Below are 22,769 nucleotides of genomic sequence, written 5' to 3'. Positions count from 1 at the left end.
GAGCCCAACGCTAGCGCTTCGCATCGCGCCGCTTCCCCCTCATCCAACCTCCGCTAGGCGGCACGGCCGCCAAGCTTCGGTATCCTTCTCCCACAAGGGGAGAAGGTGATATGGCTTACGCCTCCTTGGCCAGCTTCTCGGCCTTGGCGACGGCTTCGTCGATGCCGCCGACCATGTAGAAGGCCGCTTCCGGCAGATGGTCGTATTCGCCCTCGACCACCGCCTTGAAGCTGCGGATCGTGTCTTCGATCTGCACGAACTTGCCGGGGATGCCGGTGAACACCTCGGCGACGTGGAACGGCTGCGACAGGAAGCGCTGGATCTTGCGCGCACGGGTCACGGTCAGCTTATCCTCCTCGGACAGCTCGTCCATGCCCAGGATCGCGATGATGTCCTGCAGCGACTTATAGCGCTGGAGCAGCGACTGGACGGCGCGCGCCGTCTCGTAATGCTCCTGGCCGACGACGCGCGGCTCGAGCACGCGGCTGGTCGAATCGAGCGGATCGACCGCCGGATAGATGCCGAGTTCCGAGATCGCGCGGTTGAGCACGGTCGTCGCGTCCAAGTGGGCGAACGAGGTCGCCGGCGCCGGGTCGGTGAGATCGTCCGCGGGCACATAGACGGCCTGCACCGAGGTGATCGACCCCTTGTTTGTCGAGGTGATCCGCTCCTGCAGCGCGCCCATGTCGGTCGACAGCGTCGGCTGATAGCCCACCGCCGACGGGATGCGGCCGAGCAGCGCCGACACTTCTGCGCCCGCCTGGGTGAAGCGGAAGATGTTGTCGACGAAGAACAGCACGTCCTGGCCTTCCTGGTCGCGGAAATATTCCGCGATGGTCAGGCCCGACAGCGCGACGCGGGCGCGGGCGCCCGGCGGCTCGTTCATCTGGCCATAGACCAAAGCGACCTTGGAGCCTTCGCTGATCGCATTGCCCTCGGCATCCTTGGCGATGACGCCGGCGTCGAGGAATTCGTGATACAGGTCGTTGCCCTCGCGGGTCCGCTCGCCGACGCCCGCGAACACGCTGGTGCCGCCATGGCCCTTGGCGATGTTGTTGATCAGCTCCTGGATCAGCACGGTCTTGCCGACGCCGGCGCCGCCGAACAGGCCGATCTTGCCGCCCTTGGCGTAGGGCGCGAGCAGGTCGATGACCTTGATGCCGGTGACCAGGATCGCGCTCTCGGTCGACTGTTCGATGAACTCGGGCGCCTTGGCGTGGATCGGCGCGCGCAGGTCGGTGGTCACCGGGCCGCGCTCGTCGATCGGCTCGCCGACGACGTTCATGATGCGGCCCAGCGTCGCCGGGCCGACCGGCACGGAGATCTGCGCGCCGGTGTCGGTGACGTTCTGGCCGCGGGTCAGGCCCTCGGTCGAATCCATCGCGATCGTGCGGACGGTGTTCTCGCCCAGATGCTGCGCGACCTCGAGCACCAGCTTGGTGCCGTTGTTGTTCGTCTCCAGTGCGGACAGGATCGCCGGCAGCTGGTCGGGGAAGTGCACGTCGACGACCGCGCCGATGACCTGGGCGATCGTGCCGGTGTTGTTGGTGCTGCCCGTGCTCTGCGTCGGGCGGATGTCGTCTGCGGCGGTTGCCATCGGATGCTTCCTTGCCTTCATCGTCATTCCCGCGAAGGCGGGAATCCATAAACTCTGCCGTCTCGATCCATAACGCAACCTGCGTCTCTGGATCCCCGCCTTCGCGGGGATGACGGTTATGCGAAACTAGAGCGCTTCGGCGCCCGAGATGATTTCGACCAGTTCCGTCGTGATCGCGGCCTGGCGGGTGCGGTTGTACTGGATCGACAGGCGATTGATCATGTCGCCCGCGTTGCGCGTGGCATTGTCCATCGCGTTCATGCGGCTGCCTTGTTCCGACGCGGCATTTTCCTGCAGCGCGCGGAAGATCTGCACCGCGACGTTGCGCGGCAGCAGGTCGGCGAGGATGTCCTCCTCGCTCGGCTCATACTCGACCACGGCGTCGGCACCCGCCTTGGGCGCGGCGTTGACGGGCAACGGCACCGGGATCAGCTGGCGGCCGGTCGGTTCCTGCACCAGCGCCGAGACGAACTTGGCGAAGAACAGGTGCGCGACATCATATTCGCCCTTCAGGAAGCGCGCGATCAGATCGTCGGCGACGATCCGCGCATCCTCGAACGACACCGTCTTGACGTGCGACATGTCGTGATCGGCGAGGATCGCATCGGCGTAGAAGCGGCGCAGCACCCGGCCCTTCTTGCCGAGGATGTAGAATTTGACCGTCTTGCCCTGGGCGATCAGCTCCTCCGCCTTGCGCCGGGCGGCGCGGACGATGTTGCTGTTGAACGCGCCGGCGAGGCCGCGTTCGCTGGTCGCGACGACCAGGACGTGGACCTGGTCCTTGCCAGTGCCGGCGAGCAGCGGCGACGCGCCGACGCCGCCGACACGGGCAGCGAGGCTCGCCATCACCGCTTCCAGCCGCTCGGCATAGGGGCGGCCGTTCTGCGCCGCCTCCTGCGCCCGGCGCAGCTTCGCGGCGGCGACCATCTTCATCGCCTTGGTGATCTTCTGCGTCGACTTCACCGAGCCGATGCGAAGCTTGAGGGCCTTGAGGCTTGCCATTCTAGTTCGTCACCATTCCCTCAACCGTCATGCCGGACTTGTTCCGGCATCCACCCGACCACTGGCGCCATCAGCGATTGTGGATCGGTGGACCCCGGAACCAGTCCGGGGTGACGGCGTGTGTGTGTGTGTCACCCGCTATGCGCAGACCTTACGCGAACGTCTTCGCGAACTGGTCGAGCGCGGCCTTCAGCCCCGCCTTCGCCTCGTCGCCCAGATCGCGAGTCTCGCGGATCTTGGTCAGCACGTCGGCATGGTTGGCGCGCAGGTCGGCAAGCATCGCCGCCTCGTAGCGCACCACGTCCTGCACCGCGACGCCGTCCAGATAGCCGTTGGTGCCGGCGAAGATCGACGCGGTCTGTTCCTCGAACGGCATCGGGTTGAACTGCGCCTGCTTGAGCAGCTCGGTCAGACGCGCGCCGCGGTTGAGCAAACGCTGCGTCGACGCATCGAGGTCCGAACCGAACTGCGCGAACGCCGCCATCTCGCGATACTGGGCGAGTTCGAGCTTGATCGAGCCCGACACCTTCTTCATCGCCTTGGTCTGCGCGGCCGAACCGACGCGGCTGACCGACAGGCCGACGTTGATCGCCGGGCGGATGCCGGCGAAGAACAGATCGGTCTCCAGGAAGATCTGGCCGTCTGTGATCGAGATGACGTTGGTCGGGATGTAGGCCGACACGTCGCCCGCCTGCGTCTCGATGATCGGCAGCGCGGTCAGCGAGCCGCCGCCGTTCGCGTCCGACATCTTCGCCGCACGCTCGAGCAGGCGGCTGTGCAGGTAGAAGACGTCGCCCGGATAGGCCTCGCGGCCCGGCGGGCGGCGCAGCAGCAGCGACATCTGGCGATAGGCGACCGCCTGCTTCGACAGATCGTCGAACACGATCAGCGCATGCATGCCGTTGTCGCGGAAATACTCACCCATCGCGGTGCCGGTGTACGGCGCGAGGAACTGCAGCGGCGCGGGGTCCGACGCGGTCGCGGCGACGACGATCGAATAGTCCATCGCGCCATTCTCTTCCAGCGTGCGGACCAGCTGGGCGACGGTCGAGCGCTTCTGGCCGACCGCGACATAGACGCAGTAGAGCTTCTTCGACTCGTCCGTGCCGGCGTTGACCGTCTTCTGGTTGATGAAGGTGTCGATCGCGACCGCCGACTTGCCGGTCTGGCGGTCGCCGATGATCAGCTCGCGCTGGCCGCGGCCGACGGGCACCAGCGCGTCGATCGCCTTCAGGCCGGTCTGCATCGGCTCGGACACGCCCTGGCGCGGGATGATGCCGGGCGCCTTGACCTCGACGCGGCTGCGCTGGTCGCTGTCGATCGGGCCCTTGCCGTCGATCGGGTTGCCGAGGCCATCGACGACGCGGCCGAGCAGGCCCTTGCCGACGGGGACGTCGACGATCGTGCCGGTGCGCTTGACGGTGTCGCCCTCGCGGATCTCGGCGTCCGAGCCGAAGATCACGACGCCGACGTTGTCGGCTTCGAGGTTGAGCGCCATGCCCTGCACGCCATTGGCGAATTCGACCATCTCGCCGGCCTGGACGTTGTCGAGGCCGTAGATGCGTGCGATGCCGTCACCGACGCTGAGCACCTGGCCGGTCTCGCTGACCTGGGCCTCGGTGCCGAAATTGGCGATCTGGTCCTTGATGACCTTCGAGATTTCTGCGGCGCGGATATCCATGACGTCAGCCTTTCATCGCGCTGGCGAGCGCATTCAAACGGGTACGGATCGACGAATCGATCATCTGGGAACCGATGCGGACGACGAGCCCGCCGAGCAGCGCGGGATCGACCGACAGGTCGACCGCGACCTCACGGCCGACGCGGGTGCGCAGCTGCTGCTTCAGCTCGCCGACCTGATCCTCGGTCAGCGGATGCGCGCTGGTCACCTCCGCCGCCACTTCGCCGCGGTGGCGCGCGGCCAGCTGGCGGAAGGCGCGGATGATCTGGGGCAGCGCGCCCAGACGGCGGTTCTCGGCGAGCACGCCGAGGAAATTCTTGGTCACGCCATCGACGCCCAACTGGTCGCCCGCGGCGAGCACCGCCTTCACCGCGGCGCCACGCGCGACCACCGGGCTGGCGATCAGCGCCTTGAACTCGGCCGACTGGTCGATCGCGTCGCGGACCCGCGACAGGCTGTTCTCCACCGCATCGATGGACTTCGCGTCGCGCGCCAGCTCGAACAGCGCGAGCGCATAGCGTCCGCCTAAGCTTGCTTGAATACCGCCGGATGTCTCCACGCGATCGAGGCCCCTCGTAACTGGTGGTCGAAACTGCTGTTGGCCCATGGGGAAGTGGGCGCGAAAGCTCGCACCTGCTATGGGTTGCGGGCGGCTAGCATGGGGGTCGCGATGATGCAAGCGATGCAGGATAACGCCGGCTGAACAGGGCCGCCACGGACCGTTCAGCTAGTTCGCGCCAGCATCATCGCAAAGGGAGACACCGGATGCGCGAGCCAGACCGCCAATCGTCATGCCAGACCCTCGAGCGCGAGGCGGTGGCGCAGCCGGCGGGCACGCCTTTGCCCCGGCACGATCCCACCGGCACGACGAAGTCCGGCGCCCTCCCCGTTGCCGCCGCGGTGCTGGCCGCCCTCTTCCCCGTCTCCGCCTCGGCGGAGGTGCTGCGCGTCGAGGGCGTGTTCGCCGCCACCGCGCGCGAGGCGAGCCTGCTGCCCACGCTCGGCGTCGGTGCCATCGGCGGTACGGAGGGGGCGGCGCTCGGCGACGCGATCGAGCGGCGGCTGGCGACCCTCGGCCGCGACGGCGTCCGCCATGCGCGCATCGTCCCCGCCGCGTTGCGCCCCGATGGCCTGCTCGTCGGCGACGTCGGCACGCGCGTCGACCATGAGGATTACAGCGAGACGCGCGAACGCTGCACCGAGAAGAAGGACGGCAAGTGCGTCGCCCGCCAGCGTTATCGCGTCGCCTGCGTCCGCCGCACCATCGCGTTGCGCGCCGACCTGCGGGTGCTGCGCTGGAACGACCGCCGCGTGCTGTTCGCCGCCCCCAAGACGCGCGACGACACCAGCAGCTGGTGCGAGGATTCCGGGGTGGAGACCAGCGTCGATGCGGCGATCGGCTCGATGATCGAATCGATCGCGCAGGACGTGCGCCTCGACCTCGCGCCGCATCGCGAAAGCTACAAGATCCGCGTCAACGAAAGCCGCGACGGCCTGCCGCGCGCGGCCGCCGACCGTTTCAAACAGGCGGTGCGGCTGACCAAGCACGATCCGCAGGCGGCCTGCCGCGCCTTCGCCGAGGTCGACACCATGGTCCCCGACCACGGTCCGACGATGTTCAACCTGGCGCTCTGCGCCGAGGCGGCAGGCCTCTATCCCGAAGCGCTCGACCGCTACACCCGCGCCCGCCTGTTCGCGCCCAAAGCCGGCGGCGACGTCAGCCGCGGCCTCGCCCGAGTCGGCGCGCTCGCCGCCGGCGACGAGGACGTGCGCCACATGGCGGCGCTGTAAACCCGCATTCCGCCCCGCCTGCGGGGAGGGGGACCGGCGCAGCCGGTGGAGGGGGCTCTCCACGACCGTCAGGCTGCGTGGAGCCCCCTTCCCCGTCAGCGCTAATGCTGCCCCCTTCCTTGCGGGCGAGCGGGCAGAAAAAGTTCGAGCGCAACTGCCGGGATGAGGGTCGGGCAGCGCCGCGCTATACATGCCGCATGACCGAGCCCATCGATCCCGACGCCGCCTGGGCCGCCTTCCTGGCCCGCGATCGCCGTGCCGACGGCCGCTTCGTCGTCGCGGTGCACAGCACCGGCATCTATTGCCGCGCCAGCTGCCCGGCGCGGCGGCCGGCGCGTGACCGGGTCAGCATCTTCGCCGATCCGGCCGGGGCGCGCGCCGCCGGCTATCGCGCCTGCCGCCGCTGCACGCCAGACAGCGTCGCACGCGACACCGCGGCGGTGGCCGAGGCCGCGCGCCGCATCGAGGAAAGCGCCGACGCCATCCCGCTCGCCGACCTGGCCGCCGGGGTCGGTTATTCCCCGCATCATTTCCAGCGCCTCTTCACCCGCGCCACCGGCGTCAGCCCGGCCGCTTACGCCCGTGCCCTGCGCGCCGCGCGCGCCGCCGACCATCTCCAGCAGGAGCCCAGCGTGACCCATGCCCTGTACGAGGCCGGCTATGCCGCGCCGAGCCGCTTCTATGCCGATGCCGCACCGCGGCTGGGCATGACGCCGTCCGCCTGGGCGCGCGGCGGCGCCAGGGTGACGATCCGCTGGACGGTCGCCGCCACCAGCCTCGGCCCGCTGTTGATCGCCGCGACCGACACTGGCCTGTGCCGCATCGCCTTCGACGAGGATGCCGCGACCTTGGCGACGCGTTTCCCGCAGGCGACGATCGCCCCTGCCGACGCGCGCCTCGCCGCGCTCGCGGCGGCGGTGGTGGCTGAGGTCGAGGGCGCCGCGCCCGATCCCGCCCTGCCGCTCGACGTGCGCGGCACCGCCTTCCAGGAGGCGGTGTGGCAGGCGCTGCGCACGATACCGGCTGGCGAGACGCGCTCCTATGCGCAGCTCGCCGCCGCCGCGGGCCGGCCGGAGGCGAGCCGCGCCGCCGGCTCCGCCTGCGGCGCCAATCCGCTCGCCGTGATCGTTCCCTGCCACCGCGTCACCCGCGCCGACGGTTCACCCGGCGGCTATGCCTGGGGCACCGACCGCAAGCGCGCGCTGCTCGACCGCGAGCGGGGCTGAGCGGCAGCCTGCACCCCGCACCGGCACCCGTGCCCTCAACCACCCTTGCGGCAGCTGTACACCAGTTTCTCGTTGGGCAGCGGCGGCAGCGCCGCGCGGATCGCCGCATCCGCCTGCGACAGGGCCTCGATCTTGGCCGGATCGGTGGTGCAGCTTTTCAGCGCGCTGTCGCCGCGCAGCGACCGTACCGATTGCATCGCCCCCGCCCCCAGCAGGTAGCGGGTGTTGCTGTAGGTCCGCGTCGCGGGATCGAAATGCGCCACCGACACCGTCTGCTCGCCCTCCGGCACCAGCACCCGCTGCCATTGGTCGCCGGCGCTGAGATATTGCGTCCTGCCGTTGACGCAGCCGCTGCGTCCCCAGTTCAGCGTCACGTCCTCGGTCGACGACACGGTGACGCGGCTGCGCTCCGGCACGAAGCGACAGGTCAGCTTGCCGAGCGCCGCATTCGCGCCGGATGCCACCACCGGCACCGCCGCCGCGGTCGCGGGCAGCGTCACCTCGGCGGATGGGCGCAGCAGGAACACCGCGACCGCCGCGGCCATGACGACACCGCCGGCGATCGCGCTGCGCTGCGCCCCGCGCCGCTGCTCGCGCAGTAGCAGGAAGCCGCCGCCGCCGATTCCCATCGCGCCCAGCACCAGCATCAATCCGGCCAGCGCCATCACATTCTCGCGCCGGGTCAGCGCCGCGGTGCGCGCCTCGGCCAGCGCCTCCTCGCGGGACATCGCCGCCTGCGCCGCCGTGTCGCGGGCGCTGGTCACCGCATCGGCGCGTGCGCGCGCCTCCGCCTCGCTGTCCTGGCGCAGCCGCTCCTCGATCGAGGTGCAGGGCGTACCGACCTGCTGGAACGGCTGCTTCGCCTCGCGCAGGAAGGCGGCGAGTTCGGTGTCGGCGATGGCGAAGCCGAACGAGCTGTCGCCCTCCTCGCCGCGCGTGATCGCCGAATTGATGCCGATCACCCGGCCGCAGCGGTCGAGCAGCGGCCCGCCCGAATTGCCGCGCGCGATATTGGCGGTGTGGAGCAGCACCTCGACCCCGGTCAGGCTGCGCAGGCCCGAGGCGACGCCCTCCGACCGGACCGGCGAGGTCGGCCGGATATAGTCCGCCGCCGATCGCGCGGTGGCGAGATCGACGTTGCCGGGATAACCCAGCGCGATCACCGGATCGCCCTCGTTGACCGGTCCCGTGTACAGCGACGCCGGGGGCAGCTTGGTCCCGGCGAATTCGATCATCGCCAGGTCGCGCTGCGCGTCATAGGCGACCACCCGCCCCTGGAAGCTCTTGTCGCCCTCGCTCGGCACCACGCCGACGACGACATTGTCGGGATAGCGTTCGGCGAGTTCGGTGACGTGCGCGTTGGTGACGATGCGGTTGGGCGCGATCGCGACGCCGCTACCGTGGCCGAAGCCGACGACCTGGCCGTCGACCACCGCGATCGTCACGACCCGCACCACGCCGCGGGCGGTGGCGCCGATATCGTCGGCCGCCGCCGGCGCTGCACCCAGCGCGGCAACGATCACGACGGCGAGCAGGCGGAGGAAGCGCATGACGGCCGCCGTGTCGGCGAACCTGCGACCCGAATCAAGGGGCGTGCGCGATCTTCCGGCCAGGACTGTCCGGTCGGATCGCCCCCGCAGCGATCCCCGGACATGCGGGGATCGGCATCCGATCGGGCAGACCGGCGGCGCCGGTGGAGCAGGCGACGAACACGAGCGTCGGAAGCCGTGGAGAACTCACGGAAAACGAAACGTCCCGCTCCTGGCCGGCAGGCGCGCGACAGTATCCCGACTTCGCCGGATGGTTAACTCTTCGCCAACCATCCCCCGCCATGGTCATCGCGCATGGATCGCTCCGTTTCCCGCCTGCCCGTCGTGGCCGTGCTGCTGCTCATTGTGGCGGTGACGATGCGCCTGCCGTTGCTCGGCGATCCGATCGCGGGGGTGGACGAGCAATTCTACCTGCTGGTCGGCGGTCGCATCTGGTCGGGCGCCTGGCCCTATGTCGACATCTGGGACCGCAAGCCGCCCGGCCTGTTCCTGCTCTATGCCGCGATCCGCGCGCTGCCCGGCGACGGCATCCTCGCCTATCAGCTCGTCGCGACGCTGGCGCTCGCGCTGACCGGCCTCGTCGTCACGCGGATCGCGCGGCGTGGGGCGAACGACGCCGCGGCGCTCGCCGCCGGCCTCGCCACCATCGTCTTCTCGACGCTGCTCGGCGTCGGCCTCGGCGAAGCGCCCGTCTTCTATGACCTGCTGACCGCGCTCGCCGCCTGGCTGGTTCTGCGCATGCCCGTGCCGCACGCGTTGCCCGCGGCTGTCGCGATGCTGCTCTGCGGCCTGGCGATCAGCATCAAGACCACGGCCGTCTTCGAAGGCGCCGCCTTCGGCTTGATCCTCGCCGTCCGCCAGTATCGCGCCAGCGGCATCGGCGCCCGGCTGATCCGACGCGTCATCCTGTGGATGGCGCTCGGCCTGCTGCCGATGGCGGCGGCGGCGACGCTCTATGCCGCGACCGGCCGCTTCGGCGCCTTCCGCTTCGCGATCGTCGATTCGGTGCTGCGCCGCACCGGCGGGCTGACCGCCGATACCGGCGTGCAGTTGATCGCGACGCTGCTGCTACTGCTGCCGGTGGCGATCCCCGCCGTCATCGGCCTGCGCCGCCACGACAAGACGCGCGCCAACCAAGCCGACGATCGCGCGCTGCTCGCCGCCTGGGTGGCGGCGACCGCGATCGGCTTCGTCGCGATCGGCTATTTCGCCTTTCACTATGCGATGCCGCTGATCCCCCCGCTCGCCATCCTGGCGGCGCGCGCCCTGCGCCAGCGGGTCGCCACGGCCGGCGCCGCCCTGCTCGCACTCGCCGCCGCGGCCGGCCTGTTGCTGCCGTCGCCCCGCACGGGCGATCGCCGCGCGCTGGCTGCGCTCGCCGCGGCGCTGCCGCCGCAGGTGCGTGACCAATGCCTGCTGGTGCTCGAGGGGCCGGCGATCCTCTATCACGTCAGCCACGCCTGCCTTGCCTCGCCCTTCGCCTTTCCCGGCCATTTCGCCGCGGCGGACGAGGCCGACGCGCTGCCCCAGCCGCGCCCCGCGATCCTTGCCGCTGCGCTCGCCCGCCGCCCCGCCGCGGTCGTCGACCTGGCGCTCGGCCGCGATCTCGCCGGCGCCGGCTATGTCGCCACCGCCGCCCGTCCGATCCGCCTCTACGGCGGCCGGCGGGTGGTGCTGACCGTCTGGTGGCGGCGTGATTTGGTTAGGAAAATGTCAAGCCTTGCCGGCTACCCCGGCCGGTGAACATGGGGATTTGGTAAATGAGCGCGTTCGGGCGTCGCAACGGAATGGGCAGCGGACAGCCGGTACGGCCGGCCTTCGGTGTCGCCAAGCCGATGCAGGGCGGCGGTACTGCCCGCCCCGACGGCGAGGCGCCGCTGCCCGGCAGCCAATTCCCCCCGCTGGAGGCGATGGCACCGCTCGGCGGGCCCGATCCGCTCGGCGGTGACGGCCACGGTCCGGGCACGATGCCGGGCACCGCGATGGATGCGATGGCGCGGCTGACCGAGCGCCAGAATGCCAGCGGTGACGCCGGCAACAGCCGCTCCGAAGGCTTCGAGGCCTCGGTCCACAAGATCAAGGAACAGGTGCTGCCGCGCCTGCTCGAACGCGTCGATCCGGAAGCCGCGGCGACGCTCGGCAAGGACGAACTGGCCGAGGAATTCCGCCCGATCATCGGCGAGGTGCTCGCCGAGCTCAAGCTGACGCTCAACCGGCGCGAACAGTTCGCGCTGGAAAAGGTGCTGGTCGACGAGCTGCTCGGCCTCGGCCCGCTCGAGGAACTGCTCGCCGATCCGGCGATCAGCGACATCATGGTCAACGGTCCCGAACAGACCTATGTCGAGCGCAAGGGCCGGCTCGAACTCGCGCAGATCCAGTTCCGCGACGAGGAGCATCTGTTCCAGATCGCGCAGCGCATCTGCAACTCGGTCGGCCGCCGCGTCGACCAGACCACCCCGCTCGCCGACGCCCGCCTGAAGGACGGCAGCCGCGTCAACGTGATCGTGCCGCCGCTCAGCTTGCGCGGCACCGCCATCTCGATCCGTAAATTCTCCGCCAAGCCGATCACGCTCGACATGATGGCCGGCGGCGGCTCGATGAGCCCGAAGATGGCGACCGCGCTCAAGATCGCTGGCGCCAGCCGCTTCAACGTCGTCATCTCGGGCGGTACCGGTTCGGGCAAGACGACGATGCTCAACGCCCTGTCGAAGATGATCGACCCGGGCGAGCGCGTGCTGACCATCGAGGACGCGGCCGAACTCCGCCTGCAGCAGCCGCACTGGCTGCCGCTCGAGACGCGGCCTGCGAACCTCGAGGGCCAGGGCGAGATCAGCATCCGCGACCTCGTCAAGAACGCGCTGCGTATGCGCCCGGATCGCATCATCCTCGGCGAAATCCGCGGCGCCGAATGTTTCGACATGCTCGCCGCGATGAACACCGGCCACGACGGCTCGATGTGTACGCTCCACTCCAACAGCCCGCGCGAGGCGCTGGCGCGTATGGAGAACATGGTGATGATGTCGGACATCAAGGTGCCCAAGGAGGCGATCAGCCGCCAGATCGCCGATTCCGTCGACCTGATCATCCAGGTCAAGCGCCTGCGCGACGGCAGCCGCCGCGTCACCAACGTCACCGAGGTGATCGGCATGGAAGGCCCGGTGATCGTGACGCAGGAATTGTTCAAGTTCGAATATCTGGACGAGAGCGCCGACGGCAAGATCATCGGCGAATATCGCTCGATGGGCCTGCGCCCCTATACGCTCGACAAGGCGAAGCAGTTCGGCTTCGACAGCGCCTTCCTCGAAGCCTGCCTGTAAGCGCGGCCGTGTCCGTGACGTCTGTCTCCCCCGCCCCGCGCGGGGGCCCGGTGGCGGATGACCTCCACGCGGCGGCGATCCGTTCCGCCTGGCGCGCGCGCCCCGCCGTCGTCCTCGCCGCCATCCTCGGCTTCGCCCTCCTCCTGCGGCTGGTCGCGATGGCGACGCCGTCGATCATCCATCCCGACGAGATCTTCCAATATCTCGAACCGGCGCACCGCTGGCTGTTCGGCTACGGCATCGTGCCGTGGGAGGCGCATTACGGCATCCGCAACTGGCTGCTGCCGATCCTCATCACCGGACCGATGGCGCTCGGCCATGCGCTGGCGCCGGCGACCAACCTCTACATCGTCCTGCCGCGACTGTTCGCGGTGCTCGTTTCGCTCACCCTTCCTGCCACGGCCTGGATCCTCGGGCGGCGGCTGTCGCCGGCACATGGCGCCATCGCCGGGCTGGTCACCGCGAGCTGGGCGGAGTTCGTGATCTTCGCCCCGCACACGCTGTCCGAACAATTCGCGCTCGCCGCGATGCTGCCCGCTGCGGCCGTGCTGCTCGCCGCGCCCGCGCAGAACCGCCGCGCGCTCGCGGCGGCCGGGGCGCTGCTGATGCTCGCCGGGCTGTTCCGCTTCCAATATGCGCCGGCGCTGGCGACGCTGGCATTGGCGACGATCGGGCGTCGGCCGGATCGCTGGCCGCCGCTGATCGCCGGCGCGCTGGCGATGGCCGTGCTCGGCGTGCTGGTCGACCTCGCCACCGGCCTTTTGCCGTTCGGCTGGTTCGTCGAGAACATCCGGCAGAATCTGCTGCAGAACCGCGCCAGCTATTACGGCACGCTCGGCCCGCTCGGTTATGTGACCTGGTTCGAGCACATGTGGCGCTGGTGGCTGATCCCGATCGCGCCGCTCGTCTGGATCGGCGGCAAACGCTATCCCGCGCTCCTCGCCACCGCGATCGTCCACCTCGTCTTCCACAGCCTGATCGCGCACAAGGAATATCGCTTCGTCGAACTGTCGGCGGTGCTGTTCATCCTGCTTGCCGCGATCGGCAGCGTCGACGTCGCCGACCGGCTCGCGCGGCGTCGGCCGGACTGGCCGCCCCGCCTGATCCTCGGCACGATCGCCGCGCTCTGGCTGGTCGCCTCGGCCAGCACCCTGTCCGGGCGCGAACTCAACGGCATGCGGGTCGAAGGCAGCGACACGCTGGCACTGACCAGCCGGTTGCGCGCCGACCCCGACCTGTGCGGCGTCGCGCTGTTCGCCAACGATCTGGTCGAATGGGGCGGCTATGTCGAACTGCACCGTCCGGTACCCGTGACCTCCTATCTGCCCGGCGACCCGATGCTGCACGGCCGCACGCCCAGCCAAGCGCTCGCCGCCGACGCCGGCCGCATCAACCGGATCATCGGCAATCCCGACGGTATCGGTATCCCCGCCGGTTTCACCCGCACCGCCTGTGCCGCCCCGGCCGGGGGACAGAAGCCGACGATGTGCCTCTACGCCCGTACCGGCCAGTGCCGCGGCGGCAGCGCCACGCCGTTCGCGCTGCAATCCGTCTTCGATCGCACCGACCAGCTGATCCGCGATGCCGCCCGCGCCGATGCGCTGCGCGCATCCCGCCTATCGAAGGGGGCGCTGGCACGATAAGGGCGGTGGCGCATGCCCCGCCCCCCGTCGTCCGCCCTGCTACCGCTCATCCTCCTCCTGCTGCCCGCCGCCACGGTGCCGCAGGGCAATGGCGCGCAGGGCGACGGCATCGCCACGCTCGCGCCCGACAGCGACACGCGCTGGGTGCCGTTCGACCTGACGCCCGGCAATCAGATCCGCTTCACCCTGACGCTCGACGCGCGACCGGTCACCGCCATCCTCGACACCGGCGTCAGCCATTCGGTCCTCGCGCGCAACTCGCCTGCCGCCGATCCGAAGCGGATCACCGACGGCGGCCAGGCGACGGCGATCGGCGGCATGGTCGCGATCGGCTGGCTGCCGACCGACCGGCTGACGCTCGGCGGCCTCACCCGACGCGGCGGCGGCGTCACCGTCGCCGACCTGCCCGCGCTCGCCACCGGCAGCGCGCGCGCCGTCGACATGCTCGTCGGCCGCGACATCACCGCCGGCCAGGCGCTCGACATCGACTATGCCAACCACCGCTTCCGCCTGATCCCCTCTGGCCAATTGCCCTATCCGGGCGCGCTCGCGCCGCTCGGCATATCGCCGGGCCGCCGCGTCTACGAAAGCGCCGCGACGGTCGCCGGCCGCCGCGTCGCGCCGCTCGTCGTCGACACCGGCGACGGCGCCGCGCTGACCCTGTCGACCCCGGCGTGGCGGGCGACGCGCAGCCGCGACCTGCCGTCCACCACCACCATCTCCTTCGGCCTTGCCGGCCCGGTCACCAGCACGCTCGCCATCCTGCCCGTGCTGCGCATCGGCGAGCGTACCGCGCATAATGTCGAGGTCCGCGTCGAGCCGCCCGGCGGCTTTTCCGAAACGATCGGTGTCGCCGGTCGCCTCGGCTCCGGCTTCCTGCAGAATTATCGCGTGCTGCTCGACCCGTCCGCCGGGCGGATGGTGCTCAGCCCCGGCCCGCAGGCGGACGTGCCGCCGCTGCGTTCGACCAGCGGCCTGCTTGTCGGGCTGGAGCCGGGCAAGCTCAAGGTCCTGCACGTCATGCGCGGCAGCCCGGCCGCCACCGACGGCTGGCAGGGCGGCGAGACGATCTGCCGGATCAACGACGCGCCGGTCCCGGCCGATTATGCGGGCAGCACGGTCGCCGACTGGTCGATCGCCGCGCCCGGCACGGTGACCCGCCTCGGCCTGTGCGACGGCAGCACGCGCACGCTGACCGCGCGCCGTTTCTACTGAAGGCTCACCGGCGCAGCCCCTCGTCCCGGTAGAAGCGCGCCAGCGCCACCGCCCCGGTCAACCGCAGCACCGGCACCGGCAGCGTCACCGCCATGGCCGCATAGCGCCGCCGGTTGGCGCGGGTGGTCACCGCGATATGGTGGAGCATGTCCCATTTGACGCTGTCGCGGCCGCCTTCCAGCGCGCCGGCCCGCGCCGTCTCGAACCAGCAGCGTCGCAGATAGCGCCACAGGCTGGTCGTCGTCGGCACGTCGAGCAGGATCAATCCCGTCGCCCGCGCCAGCCGCTGCGGCAGCAGGCGCGTGTAATTGCCGTCCATCACCCAATGCTCGGCCAGGATCGCGGCATCGTGCAGCGCCGCGAACTCCTCCGCCGGTCGCGGCACCCAGTCGCTGCCGGGCCGATGATGCAGTTGGTCCAGATGGACCGCCGGCCAGCCCCGCGCCCGGCCGATCGCCTGCGCCAGGGTCGACTTGCCGCTGTTCGACGGCCCCATCACGATCAGCCGCGGCCCCAGGCGGTCGAGGATCATAGGTCCAGCCGGTAGCGGCATGTCCGCCGCTCGCCGCGCGCATACATGTCGGAGGATGGCGGCAGATCGACCGTTTCGACGAACACCGCCCCCGCCTTCTCCAGCGTGCGACGCGACGCGCGATGGTCCGGCGCGCAGGCGATCCACAATTCCGTGAATCCTGCCGCCAACGCGATCGGCCGCAACGTCATCAGCGCCGCCGCGGCATGGCCATGGCCGCGATGCGCGGGATCCACTGCATAGCCGACCTGTCTCGCATACAGGCGCAGGGTGTCGTCATGGCCGTGGCGCAGCACGATCCGCCCGACCGCCAGCCCGTCGGCGACGATCGCGTACAGCGACACCGGTACCCGGCCGCGTGCCGGATGGGCGGCTTGCGTCTCGATCAGCTGCAGCGCGACATCGGTCATGGCGGAAGCTGATAGCGCGCATCCGTTTCGGTCGAAAGTGGTCCTGCCCGCCGATCGGCGCTGTCCTACAAGCCGCCAGCTCGTTACTGTGGACCTGCAGCCCAGCTGCTTGCTCTTTCTCAGCGTGAGAATCGCATCACCGCATGGCCCGACATGCGCGTGCATGAGACCTTTGCGACGTTCCGGCATCTGGATACCCGAAACGCGCATTGGCCATACCGCACGAGTGAGACTTTTGGGACTTTCCGCGCCGCCCCGCCCGCAGCTACCGCGCGTTCAAGCCGATGCTGATCAGCAGCAGCGCCAGCACGATCGCCGCCAGCTGCACCGTCCGCCAATCCACCCAGCCGACCCGGTCGAGGTCCCGTCGCCGCCGCCGGCGGCCTTCGCCCAGTGCGGCGGCGAGCGCGACGATCAGGCTTGCCGCCGCGCCCCAGAACGCCACCGGCATGGCGGTCAGCCGAGCTTCTCGACCTTGTCCTGCAGGCGCGACAGTTCGGCGCGCAGCGCGGCGATCTCGTCGTCCTTGCTGACCGGCGCGGATGGCGCCGCAGCGGCCGCGGGCGCCGGGGCGACGCTCGCGGGCTTGAACGCCGCCGCGGCCGCCTCGAACATCGCCAGGTTGCGCTTCGCGATCTCGGCGAAGGGCGACCCGGCGAAGGCGCCCTCGACCGCGCTCTTGAACTGCTCCTGATTGCGGCGGAAGCTGTCCATCGACGCTTCCAGATAGCCCGGCACCATCGACTGCATAGAATCGCCGTACATCGCGATCAGCTGGCGCAGGAAGTTGACCGGCAGCATCGTCTGCCCGCGGCTTTCCTCTTCCATGATGATCTGGGTGAGGACGTTGTGCGTGATGTCCTCTTCGGTCTTCGCATCGACGACCTTGAAGTCGCGACCCTCGCGAGTCATCGTCGCCAGATGGTCCAGCGTGATGTAGGATGACGTCTCGGTATTGTAGAGGCGCCGATTGGCGTATTTCTTGATGATGACCGTGCCGCCGGCCTTGTTCTGTTTCTTCATACGGCTCCCCTGTCCGTGATTGCCGGGGATGATAGACCGACGCTTGCCGCGCCGCAACACGGGCCGCGCCCGCTGCCGCTGTTCCTTGCCATGCTGCGCAGCGAGACCGCGGAACAGCCCGAACGCCGCGCCGCCGCCCTCGCCGGCCTCGCCGCTTTCCAGCGGGCGCCCCGCCCGGCGCCGCCGCCGCCCGCCCCCGTCGTCGCCCGCGCCGGCCGCGCGATGCTGCGCGATTGCGGCGGCGTCGGTCGGCCGGTGGTGCTGGTGCCGTCGCTGATCAATCCGCCGGCGGTGCTCGATCTCCGCGACGCGTCGCTGGCCAAATGGCTCGCGGCGCGGGGCCTATCCGTCCATCTGCTCGATTGGGGCGAACCCGGCGAGGCGGATCGCGCGCTCGGCGTCACCGCGCATGTCGAACAGCTGCTGGTGCCCCTGCTGCGGACGTGCGCACAGCCGCCGGTTCTGGTCGGCTATTGCCTCGGCGGTACGCTCGCCGTTGCCGCTGCGGCGGCGGCGCCGGTGGCGGGGATCGCGACGATCGCCTCCCCCTGGCACTATCGCGGCTATGGCGAGCAGCAGCGCGCCGCGATGCTCGAGCTGTGGGACGCGGCGGCACCGGCGGCGGATGCGCTCGGCGTCCTGCCGATGGAGGCGTTACAGGCCGGCTTCTGGCGGCTCGACCCCGCCCGCACCGTCGACAAATTCGCCCGTTTCGCGCAGCTCGATCCGGCCAGCGACGCCGCCCGCGCCTTTGTCCGGCTGGAGGATTGGGCGAATGGCGGCGCGCCGCTGCCGCTCGCCTTCGCCCGCGACCTGTTCGAGGATTTCGTCGCGCAGGACACGCCGGGTCGCGGCCTGTGGCCGATCGCCGGCGCCCCCGCCGGGCCGGATCGCCTCGATTGTCCGGCGGTGGAATTCGTGTCGCTGACCGACCGCATCGTCCCCGCCGCGACCGCGATCGGGCTGGCCGACCGGCGCGACATCGCGCTCGGCCATGTCGGCATGATCGTCGGTGGCCGTGCCCGCGCCGACCTGTGGCAGCCACTCGCCGACTGGATTGCGGCGCTTCCGCCGACTAGATAGGCCCGTAAAGGAGTTCATCATGACCGAGATCGTCATCGCCGCCGCCAAGCGTACCCCCGTCGGCAGCTTCCTCGGCGCCTTCGCCGCGACGCCGGCGCACGAGCTCGGCCGCGTCGCGATCGAGGCGGCGCTGGCCCAGGCGGGCGTCGCCGGCGACGAGGTGTCGGAGGTGATCCTGGGCCAGGTGCTGACCGCGGCGCAGGGCCAGAATCCGGCGCGTCAGGCGTCGATGGCCGCCGGTGTACCCAAGGAGGTGCCGGCCTGGGGCGTCAATCAGGTCTGCGGTTCGGGCCTGCGCGCGGTGGCGCTGGCGGCACAGGCGATCCAGACCGGCGACGCGACGATCGTCGTCGCCGGCGGCCAGGAGTCGATGTCCTTGAGCCCGCATGCCCAGACGATGCGCGGCGGCACCAAGATGGGCAACGTCAGCCTCGTCGACACGATGGTCCACGACGGCCTGACCGACGTGTTCAACGGCTACCACATGGGCATCACCGCCGAGAATCTGGCGGAGGAATATCAGGTCACGCGCGGCGACCAGGACGCCTTCGCGGTCCGCTCGCAGAATCTGGCCGAGGCGGCGCGCGCCGCGGGCCGTTTCGCCGACGAGATCGCGCCGGTCACGGTCAAGGGCCGCAAGGGCGACACGATCGTTGACCAGGATGAATATATTCGCGCCGGCGCGACGCTCGACGCCGTTGCGGCCGTCCGTCCCGCCTTCAAGAAGGACGGCACCGTCACCGCCGCCAATGCCAGCGGCCTCAACGACGGCGCCGCGGCGCTGGTGCTGATGAGCCGCGAAGAGGCGGAGAAGCGCGGGGCGCCGGTGCTCGCGACGATCAAGAGCTGGGCGTCGGCCGGCGTCGACCCGTCGGTGATGGGCATCGGCCCGGTCCCCGCCACCCGCCGCGCGCTCGACAAGGCGGGCTGGACGATCGCCGACCTCGACCTGATCGAGGCGAACGAGGCGTTCGCCGCGCAGGCGCTGTCAGTCGGCAAGGAACTCGGCTGGGACGCGGACAAGGTCAACGTCAACGGCGGCGCGATCGCCATCGGCCACCCGATCGGCGCCAGCGGCGCCCGCGTGCTGACCACCCTGCTCTACGAGATGCAGAAGCGGGACGCGAAAAAGGGCCTGGCGACGCTATGCATCGGCGGCGGCATGGGCATCGCCATGTGCGTCGAGCGGTGAATGGTTTCAGATCAGCAACATATACGAAATATGACTGTTACCTGAACGTCACACTTTACTCCAAAATGACGGGATTGTCATATTCGGTAAGCGATGCTGACTTGAGTCGTTCATAGCTTCCCGACAGCATGCCCCTGCTAGACAAAAATGTCGCTAACAGGGGTACTTAGATGACGAGACTTACCCGTCTCGCGGGCGCCACGGCGCTTGCGAGCACGCTGTTCCTTGGCACCATGGCATCGGCGCAGACCGCTGGTCAGACCTCCAATCCACCGGTCCCGGCCGACTCGACCACTTCGGCCAATGCCGCCATCGACGAATCGCAGGCCACCACGCCGGCGACGAGCGGCACGGACACGCAGGACGAGAATCAGGAAATCCTGATCACCGGCAGCCGTATCCGGGTTCGCAGCACGATTGATGCCGCCGTGCCGATCGCGACGATCACCGGTGCCGAACTGCTCGGCACGCGCGGCGATCTGAACGTTGGCGATGCCTTGAACACCCTGCCGCAATTCCGTCCGACGTTCAGCCAGGCAAACTCGACCGGCAGCATCGGCACCGCCGGTCTCAGCCTGCTCGACGTGCGCGGTCTCGGCACCTCGCGCACGCTCGTGCTGGTCAACGGCCGCCGCGTCGTCACCGCAGTCCCCGGCAGCTACACGCCCGACATCAGCACGATCCCGTCCGACCTGATCGAGAACGTGGAATCGGTCACCGGCGGCAATTCGGCGATCTACGGCTCCGACGCCGTCGCCGGCGTCGTCAACTTCAAGCTGCGCCGCAATTATCAAGGCCTCCGCCTCCGCGCGCAGAGCGGTGTCAGCGAATATGGGGACCGCGGCAGCTATCTGGTCAGCGGTATCGCCGGCCACAATTTCGCCGACGGCAAGCTGAACGTCACGGTGTCGGGCGAATATTCCCGCCAGCGGCCGGTGTTCTATTCGGATCGCTCGTATCTCGGCGCTACCACCGGCGTGCCTGGGTTCATTACCTCGCAGATCACGACGGCGCCGAACCGCAACTTCGACGGTATTCCGAACACGGCGTTCGTCGGCACGCCGCCTGGCATCACCTACAGCAACCTGTCGCTGGGCGGCGTCGTGCAGACGAGCTGCCCGGCCGCAACCGCGACCAATGCCACCCGCCGCAATCTCGTCTGCACCGGCCAGACCACCCCGACCGGTGGTCTGCTCAACTATTTCTATAATTTCCTCCCGAACGGCACGCTGATCCGCAACGACCCCAGCCAGGGTCTGGTCGACAATCGCTCAATCGGTGGCGGTGTGCTCGGTGGCTTGGGTGCCACCGGCGTCGAAGACGCCATGCTGCTGCCTGGTCAGGAGCGTGTGCTTGGCAACCTGTTCATCAACGCCGAGCTGTCGCGCGCGTTCCAGCCGTTCCTGGAAGCGACCTATGCCCATGTGAACGCGCAACAACAGTCCACCCAGCCGACCTTCATCAACGCCACGCTCAGCCCGACGTTCAGCCTGAACAACGCATTCCTGACGACCCAGGCCCGTAACACCCTGACCCAAATTCTGGCACCGGGTGCGACCAGCTTCACCCTCTACCGCTTCAACAACGACTTCGGCACGCGTGCCGAGCAGCACAGCCGCGACACCTATCGCGCGGTACTGGGTGTCCGTGGTGATCTGAACAGTTCGGGTAGCCTGAACTATGAGATCGCCGGCAATTACGGGCGCACGGAGAATTTCTACGCCACCGGCGGCAACGTGCGCATCGCCAACTACAATAACGCGGTCAACGCCGTACTAGCCCCCGCCAATTATGCCGGCAGCAATTATGTGCTGAACTCGGCCGGCCAGCGGGTGGTGTGCGGCATCAATGCCGACGCCAGCACCACCAACGACGATGCAGGCTGCTTCCCGCTCAACGTCTTCGGTTATGGAGCGCCGAGCCAGCAGGCGCTGAACTACATCCTCTATCGTTCGACGCGTCGGCAATGGGCGGAAGAGATCGACGCAACCGCCTACATCTCGGGCGACACCAGCGGCTTCCTCCGTCTTCCGGGCGGCCCCATCGGCTTCTCGCTGGGTGGCGAATATCGGCGTGAGGATGCCTATTCCGCCTATGACGCGTTGACCTCCTCCTGCCCGGCGCAGACCTTCCTGAATTGCTCCGCGCCGTTCAATCCACCCGCGGTGAACATCAAGGAAGCATTCGGCGAATTGCGCGTGCCGCTGCTCGCCAACCTGCCGCTAATCAAGGAATTCACGCTGGAAGGCGCCGGCCGCGTTTCCGACTATGGTGGGACGACCGGTTCGGTTTGGGCATGGAATGCGGGTGCGATCTGGGCGCCGGTCCGTGGTCTGCGGTTCCGCGCGACGCTGTCGCGCTCGGTTCGCGCGCCCAATCTCAGCAACCTGTATGCGACGCAGGCGGTCACGTTCGCCAACGGCCTTACCGATCCTTGCGATCAGCCCGGCGGTACCAATAGCTCGAACAACATTACCGCCAATCCCAACCGTGCTCGCAATTGCGCCGCGGCCGGGATCCCGACGACGATCACGTTCGCCAACCCGGCCAATCCCGCGGAAATCATCACCCGTCCCTGGACCAACCAGGCCAGCTCAGGCGTCGCGGGCTACAATCAGGGCAATCCGAACCTGACCCCCGAAGTCGGCAACAGCTTCACGCTGGGCGGTATTCTCGCCCCCGAGGCACTGCCGGGCTTCACGCTCAAGGTCGATTATTACAACATCCGGGTGAAGAACGTCATCTCCGGGCTGACCGGCCAGGCGATCCTCAACCGTTGCTATGACGATCCGGGCGGGATCAACAATCAGTTCTGCGCCGCGATCTTCCGCCGCACCACCAACGATCCGACCACCAATCTGACCTTCAACGGCCAGACGTCGCGGACGATCGACACGTACATCATCCCGCCATTCCCGCTGGTGGGCAACGGCATCGGGTTCATCAACCAACCCTACAATTTCGCGCAGCTCAAGACGCGGGGCATCGATTTCGATGCAGCCTACAGTCACCGCTTCAGCGAGAACTTCGGCATCAACGTGCACGGCATCGTCAGCTATCTGATGGATCGCCTGTCCTACAGCTATATCACCGAGCCCAACCGGTACGATCGCATCGACAGCACCCTCGGTGACCCGCGCTGGCGCGGCAATCTGTCGGTCCTGCTCAGCCTCAAGAACGTCGACCTGAACTATGTCGCCAATTACGTCGGCAAGCAGATCGTGTCTGGCCTGTCGTACGAGACGTTCTTCGCGTCGCAGGGGCGTCCGGCACTCAACCCGGATGCACGTCCCTTCGTCTATTACGATCCGATTGTGTACCAAAACGTGCGCATCGGCGTGAACGCCAATGATCGCTACCGTTTCTACTTCGGCGTCGACAACGTCACCAATGAACTGCCGCCCTATGACGCGACGGGTACCGGCAACGACGCGATCTACCCGAACACGGGCCGGTTCTTCTATGCGGGCGTCGAAGTGAAGTTCTGATCGACATCGACCATATGGT

18 protein-coding genes are annotated in these 22,769 nt (G+C 68.9%); 9 read left to right on the top strand and 9 right to left on the bottom strand.

What is annotated here, in order from left to right; genetic code table 11:
• Positions 1 to 115 precede the first annotated feature (115 nt).
• The 4 genes from atpD to D9601_RS15950 form a co-directional block, all read right to left on the bottom strand.
• Positions 116 to 1,597 carry a F0F1 ATP synthase subunit beta gene (gene atpD, locus D9601_RS15965; RefSeq protein WP_198355080.1) on the bottom strand — a complete coding sequence of 494 codons (1,482 nt, stop codon included), beginning with the start codon at positions 1,595 to 1,597 and terminating at the stop codon, positions 116 to 118.
• 126 nt (positions 1,598 to 1,723) lie between these two features.
• Positions 1,724 to 2,599, bottom strand: a complete 876-nt coding sequence (locus D9601_RS15960; protein WP_198355079.1) for a F0F1 ATP synthase subunit gamma — start codon at positions 2,597 to 2,599, stop codon at positions 1,724 to 1,726.
• A gap of 151 nt (positions 2,600 to 2,750) precedes the next feature.
• A complete protein-coding gene (gene atpA / locus D9601_RS15955; RefSeq protein ID WP_198355078.1) occupies positions 2,751 to 4,280 on the bottom strand; it encodes a F0F1 ATP synthase subunit alpha in 1,530 nt (509 codons plus the stop codon).
• Positions 4,281 to 4,284: 4 nt separating this feature from the next.
• Positions 4,285 to 4,839: a F0F1 ATP synthase subunit delta gene (locus D9601_RS15950; RefSeq protein ID WP_332838029.1), complete on the bottom strand. Its 555-nt coding sequence runs from the start codon at positions 4,837 to 4,839 to the stop codon at positions 4,285 to 4,287.
• A gap of 206 nt (positions 4,840 to 5,045) precedes the next feature.
• On the opposite strand from D9601_RS15950, the gene D9601_RS15945 reads away from it, so the two are divergent.
• Both D9601_RS15945 and ada read left to right on the top strand, forming a co-directional pair.
• Positions 5,046 to 6,071, top strand: coding sequence for a hypothetical protein (locus tag D9601_RS15945; RefSeq protein WP_232474293.1), 1,026 nt, complete (start codon positions 5,046 to 5,048; stop codon positions 6,069 to 6,071).
• A 197-nt stretch (positions 6,072 to 6,268) separates the two neighbouring features.
• Positions 6,269 to 7,297 carry a bifunctional DNA-binding transcriptional regulator/O6-methylguanine-DNA methyltransferase Ada gene (gene ada / locus D9601_RS15940; protein WP_198355076.1) on the top strand — a complete coding sequence of 343 codons (1,029 nt, stop codon included), beginning with the start codon at positions 6,269 to 6,271 and terminating at the stop codon, positions 7,295 to 7,297.
• A gap of 35 nt (positions 7,298 to 7,332) precedes the next feature.
• Here the strand turns inward: ada and D9601_RS15935 are convergent, their stop codons facing one another.
• Entirely contained in the window at positions 7,333 to 8,847 is a 1,515-nt protein-coding gene (locus tag D9601_RS15935; RefSeq protein WP_198355075.1) for a S1C family serine protease, read from the bottom strand.
• A gap of 294 nt (positions 8,848 to 9,141) precedes the next feature.
• Here D9601_RS15935 and D9601_RS15930 point away from each other — a divergent pair, with 294 nt between their 5' ends.
• The 4 genes from D9601_RS15930 to D9601_RS15915 are packed head-to-tail and all read left to right on the top strand — an operon-like array spanning position 9,142 to position 15,022.
• Positions 9,142 to 10,590: a glycosyltransferase family 39 protein gene (locus tag D9601_RS15930; RefSeq protein WP_198355074.1), complete on the top strand. Its 1,449-nt coding sequence runs from the start codon at positions 9,142 to 9,144 to the stop codon at positions 10,588 to 10,590.
• Between the two features lie 17 nt (positions 10,591 to 10,607).
• The gene (locus D9601_RS15925; protein ID WP_198355073.1) at positions 10,608 to 12,164 is read left to right on the top strand and encodes a CpaF family protein; all 1,557 of its coding nucleotides are present in this window, start codon (positions 10,608 to 10,610) and stop codon (positions 12,162 to 12,164) included.
• 50 nt (positions 12,165 to 12,214) lie between these two features.
• Positions 12,215 to 13,807, top strand: a complete 1,593-nt coding sequence (locus tag D9601_RS15920; RefSeq protein WP_198355072.1) for a hypothetical protein — start codon at positions 12,215 to 12,217, stop codon at positions 13,805 to 13,807.
• A gap of 12 nt (positions 13,808 to 13,819) precedes the next feature.
• A complete protein-coding gene (locus D9601_RS15915) occupies positions 13,820 to 15,022 on the top strand; it encodes a hypothetical protein (RefSeq protein WP_198355071.1) in 1,203 nt (400 codons plus the stop codon).
• 4 nt (positions 15,023 to 15,026) lie between these two features.
• Here the strand turns inward: D9601_RS15915 and D9601_RS15910 are convergent, their stop codons facing one another.
• The 4 genes from D9601_RS15910 to phaR all read right to left on the bottom strand — a co-directional run bounded on the left by D9601_RS15910 (position 15,027) and on the right by phaR (position 16,987).
• Positions 15,027 to 15,554 (bottom strand): AAA family ATPase, encoded by a 528-nt coding sequence (locus D9601_RS15910; RefSeq protein ID WP_198355070.1) that lies wholly within the window; start codon positions 15,552 to 15,554, stop codon positions 15,027 to 15,029.
• Positions 15,551 to 15,964, bottom strand: coding sequence for a GNAT family N-acetyltransferase (locus D9601_RS15905; RefSeq protein WP_198355069.1), 414 nt, complete (start codon positions 15,962 to 15,964; stop codon positions 15,551 to 15,553). Before D9601_RS15905 ends, D9601_RS15910 begins: the two co-directional genes overlap by 4 nt.
• A 265-nt stretch (positions 15,965 to 16,229) precedes the next feature.
• Positions 16,230 to 16,415 (bottom strand): hypothetical protein, encoded by a 186-nt coding sequence (locus tag D9601_RS15900; protein ID WP_198355068.1) that lies wholly within the window; start codon positions 16,413 to 16,415, stop codon positions 16,230 to 16,232.
• A 5-nt stretch (positions 16,416 to 16,420) separates the two neighbouring features.
• Positions 16,421 to 16,987 carry a polyhydroxyalkanoate synthesis repressor PhaR gene (phaR, locus tag D9601_RS15895; RefSeq protein WP_198355067.1) on the bottom strand — a complete coding sequence of 189 codons (567 nt, stop codon included), beginning with the start codon at positions 16,985 to 16,987 and terminating at the stop codon, positions 16,421 to 16,423.
• 90 nt (positions 16,988 to 17,077) lie between these two features.
• Between phaR and D9601_RS15890 the strand changes: the two genes are divergently transcribed.
• The 3 genes from D9601_RS15890 (at position 17,078) to D9601_RS15880 (ending at position 22,750) form a co-directional block, all read left to right on the top strand.
• Positions 17,078 to 18,070, top strand: a complete 993-nt coding sequence (locus tag D9601_RS15890; RefSeq protein WP_198355066.1) for an alpha/beta hydrolase — start codon at positions 17,078 to 17,080, stop codon at positions 18,068 to 18,070.
• 19 nt (positions 18,071 to 18,089) lie between these two features.
• A complete protein-coding gene (locus D9601_RS15885; protein ID WP_198355065.1) occupies positions 18,090 to 19,262 on the top strand; it encodes an acetyl-CoA C-acetyltransferase in 1,173 nt (390 codons plus the stop codon).
• Positions 19,263 to 19,432: 170 nt separating this feature from the next.
• Positions 19,433 to 22,750 carry a TonB-dependent receptor domain-containing protein gene (locus D9601_RS15880; protein ID WP_198355064.1) on the top strand — a complete coding sequence of 1,106 codons (3,318 nt, stop codon included), beginning with the start codon at positions 19,433 to 19,435 and terminating at the stop codon, positions 22,748 to 22,750.
• Positions 22,751 to 22,769: the final 19 nt, after the last annotated feature.

Source organism: Sphingomonas sp. MA1305, assembly GCF_016107325.1.
Taxonomy (GTDB): domain Bacteria; phylum Pseudomonadota; class Alphaproteobacteria; order Sphingomonadales; family Sphingomonadaceae; genus Sphingomonas.
The sequence above is the reverse complement of the archived record's forward strand: the minus strand, read 5'-3'. Positions and strand labels throughout refer to the sequence as shown.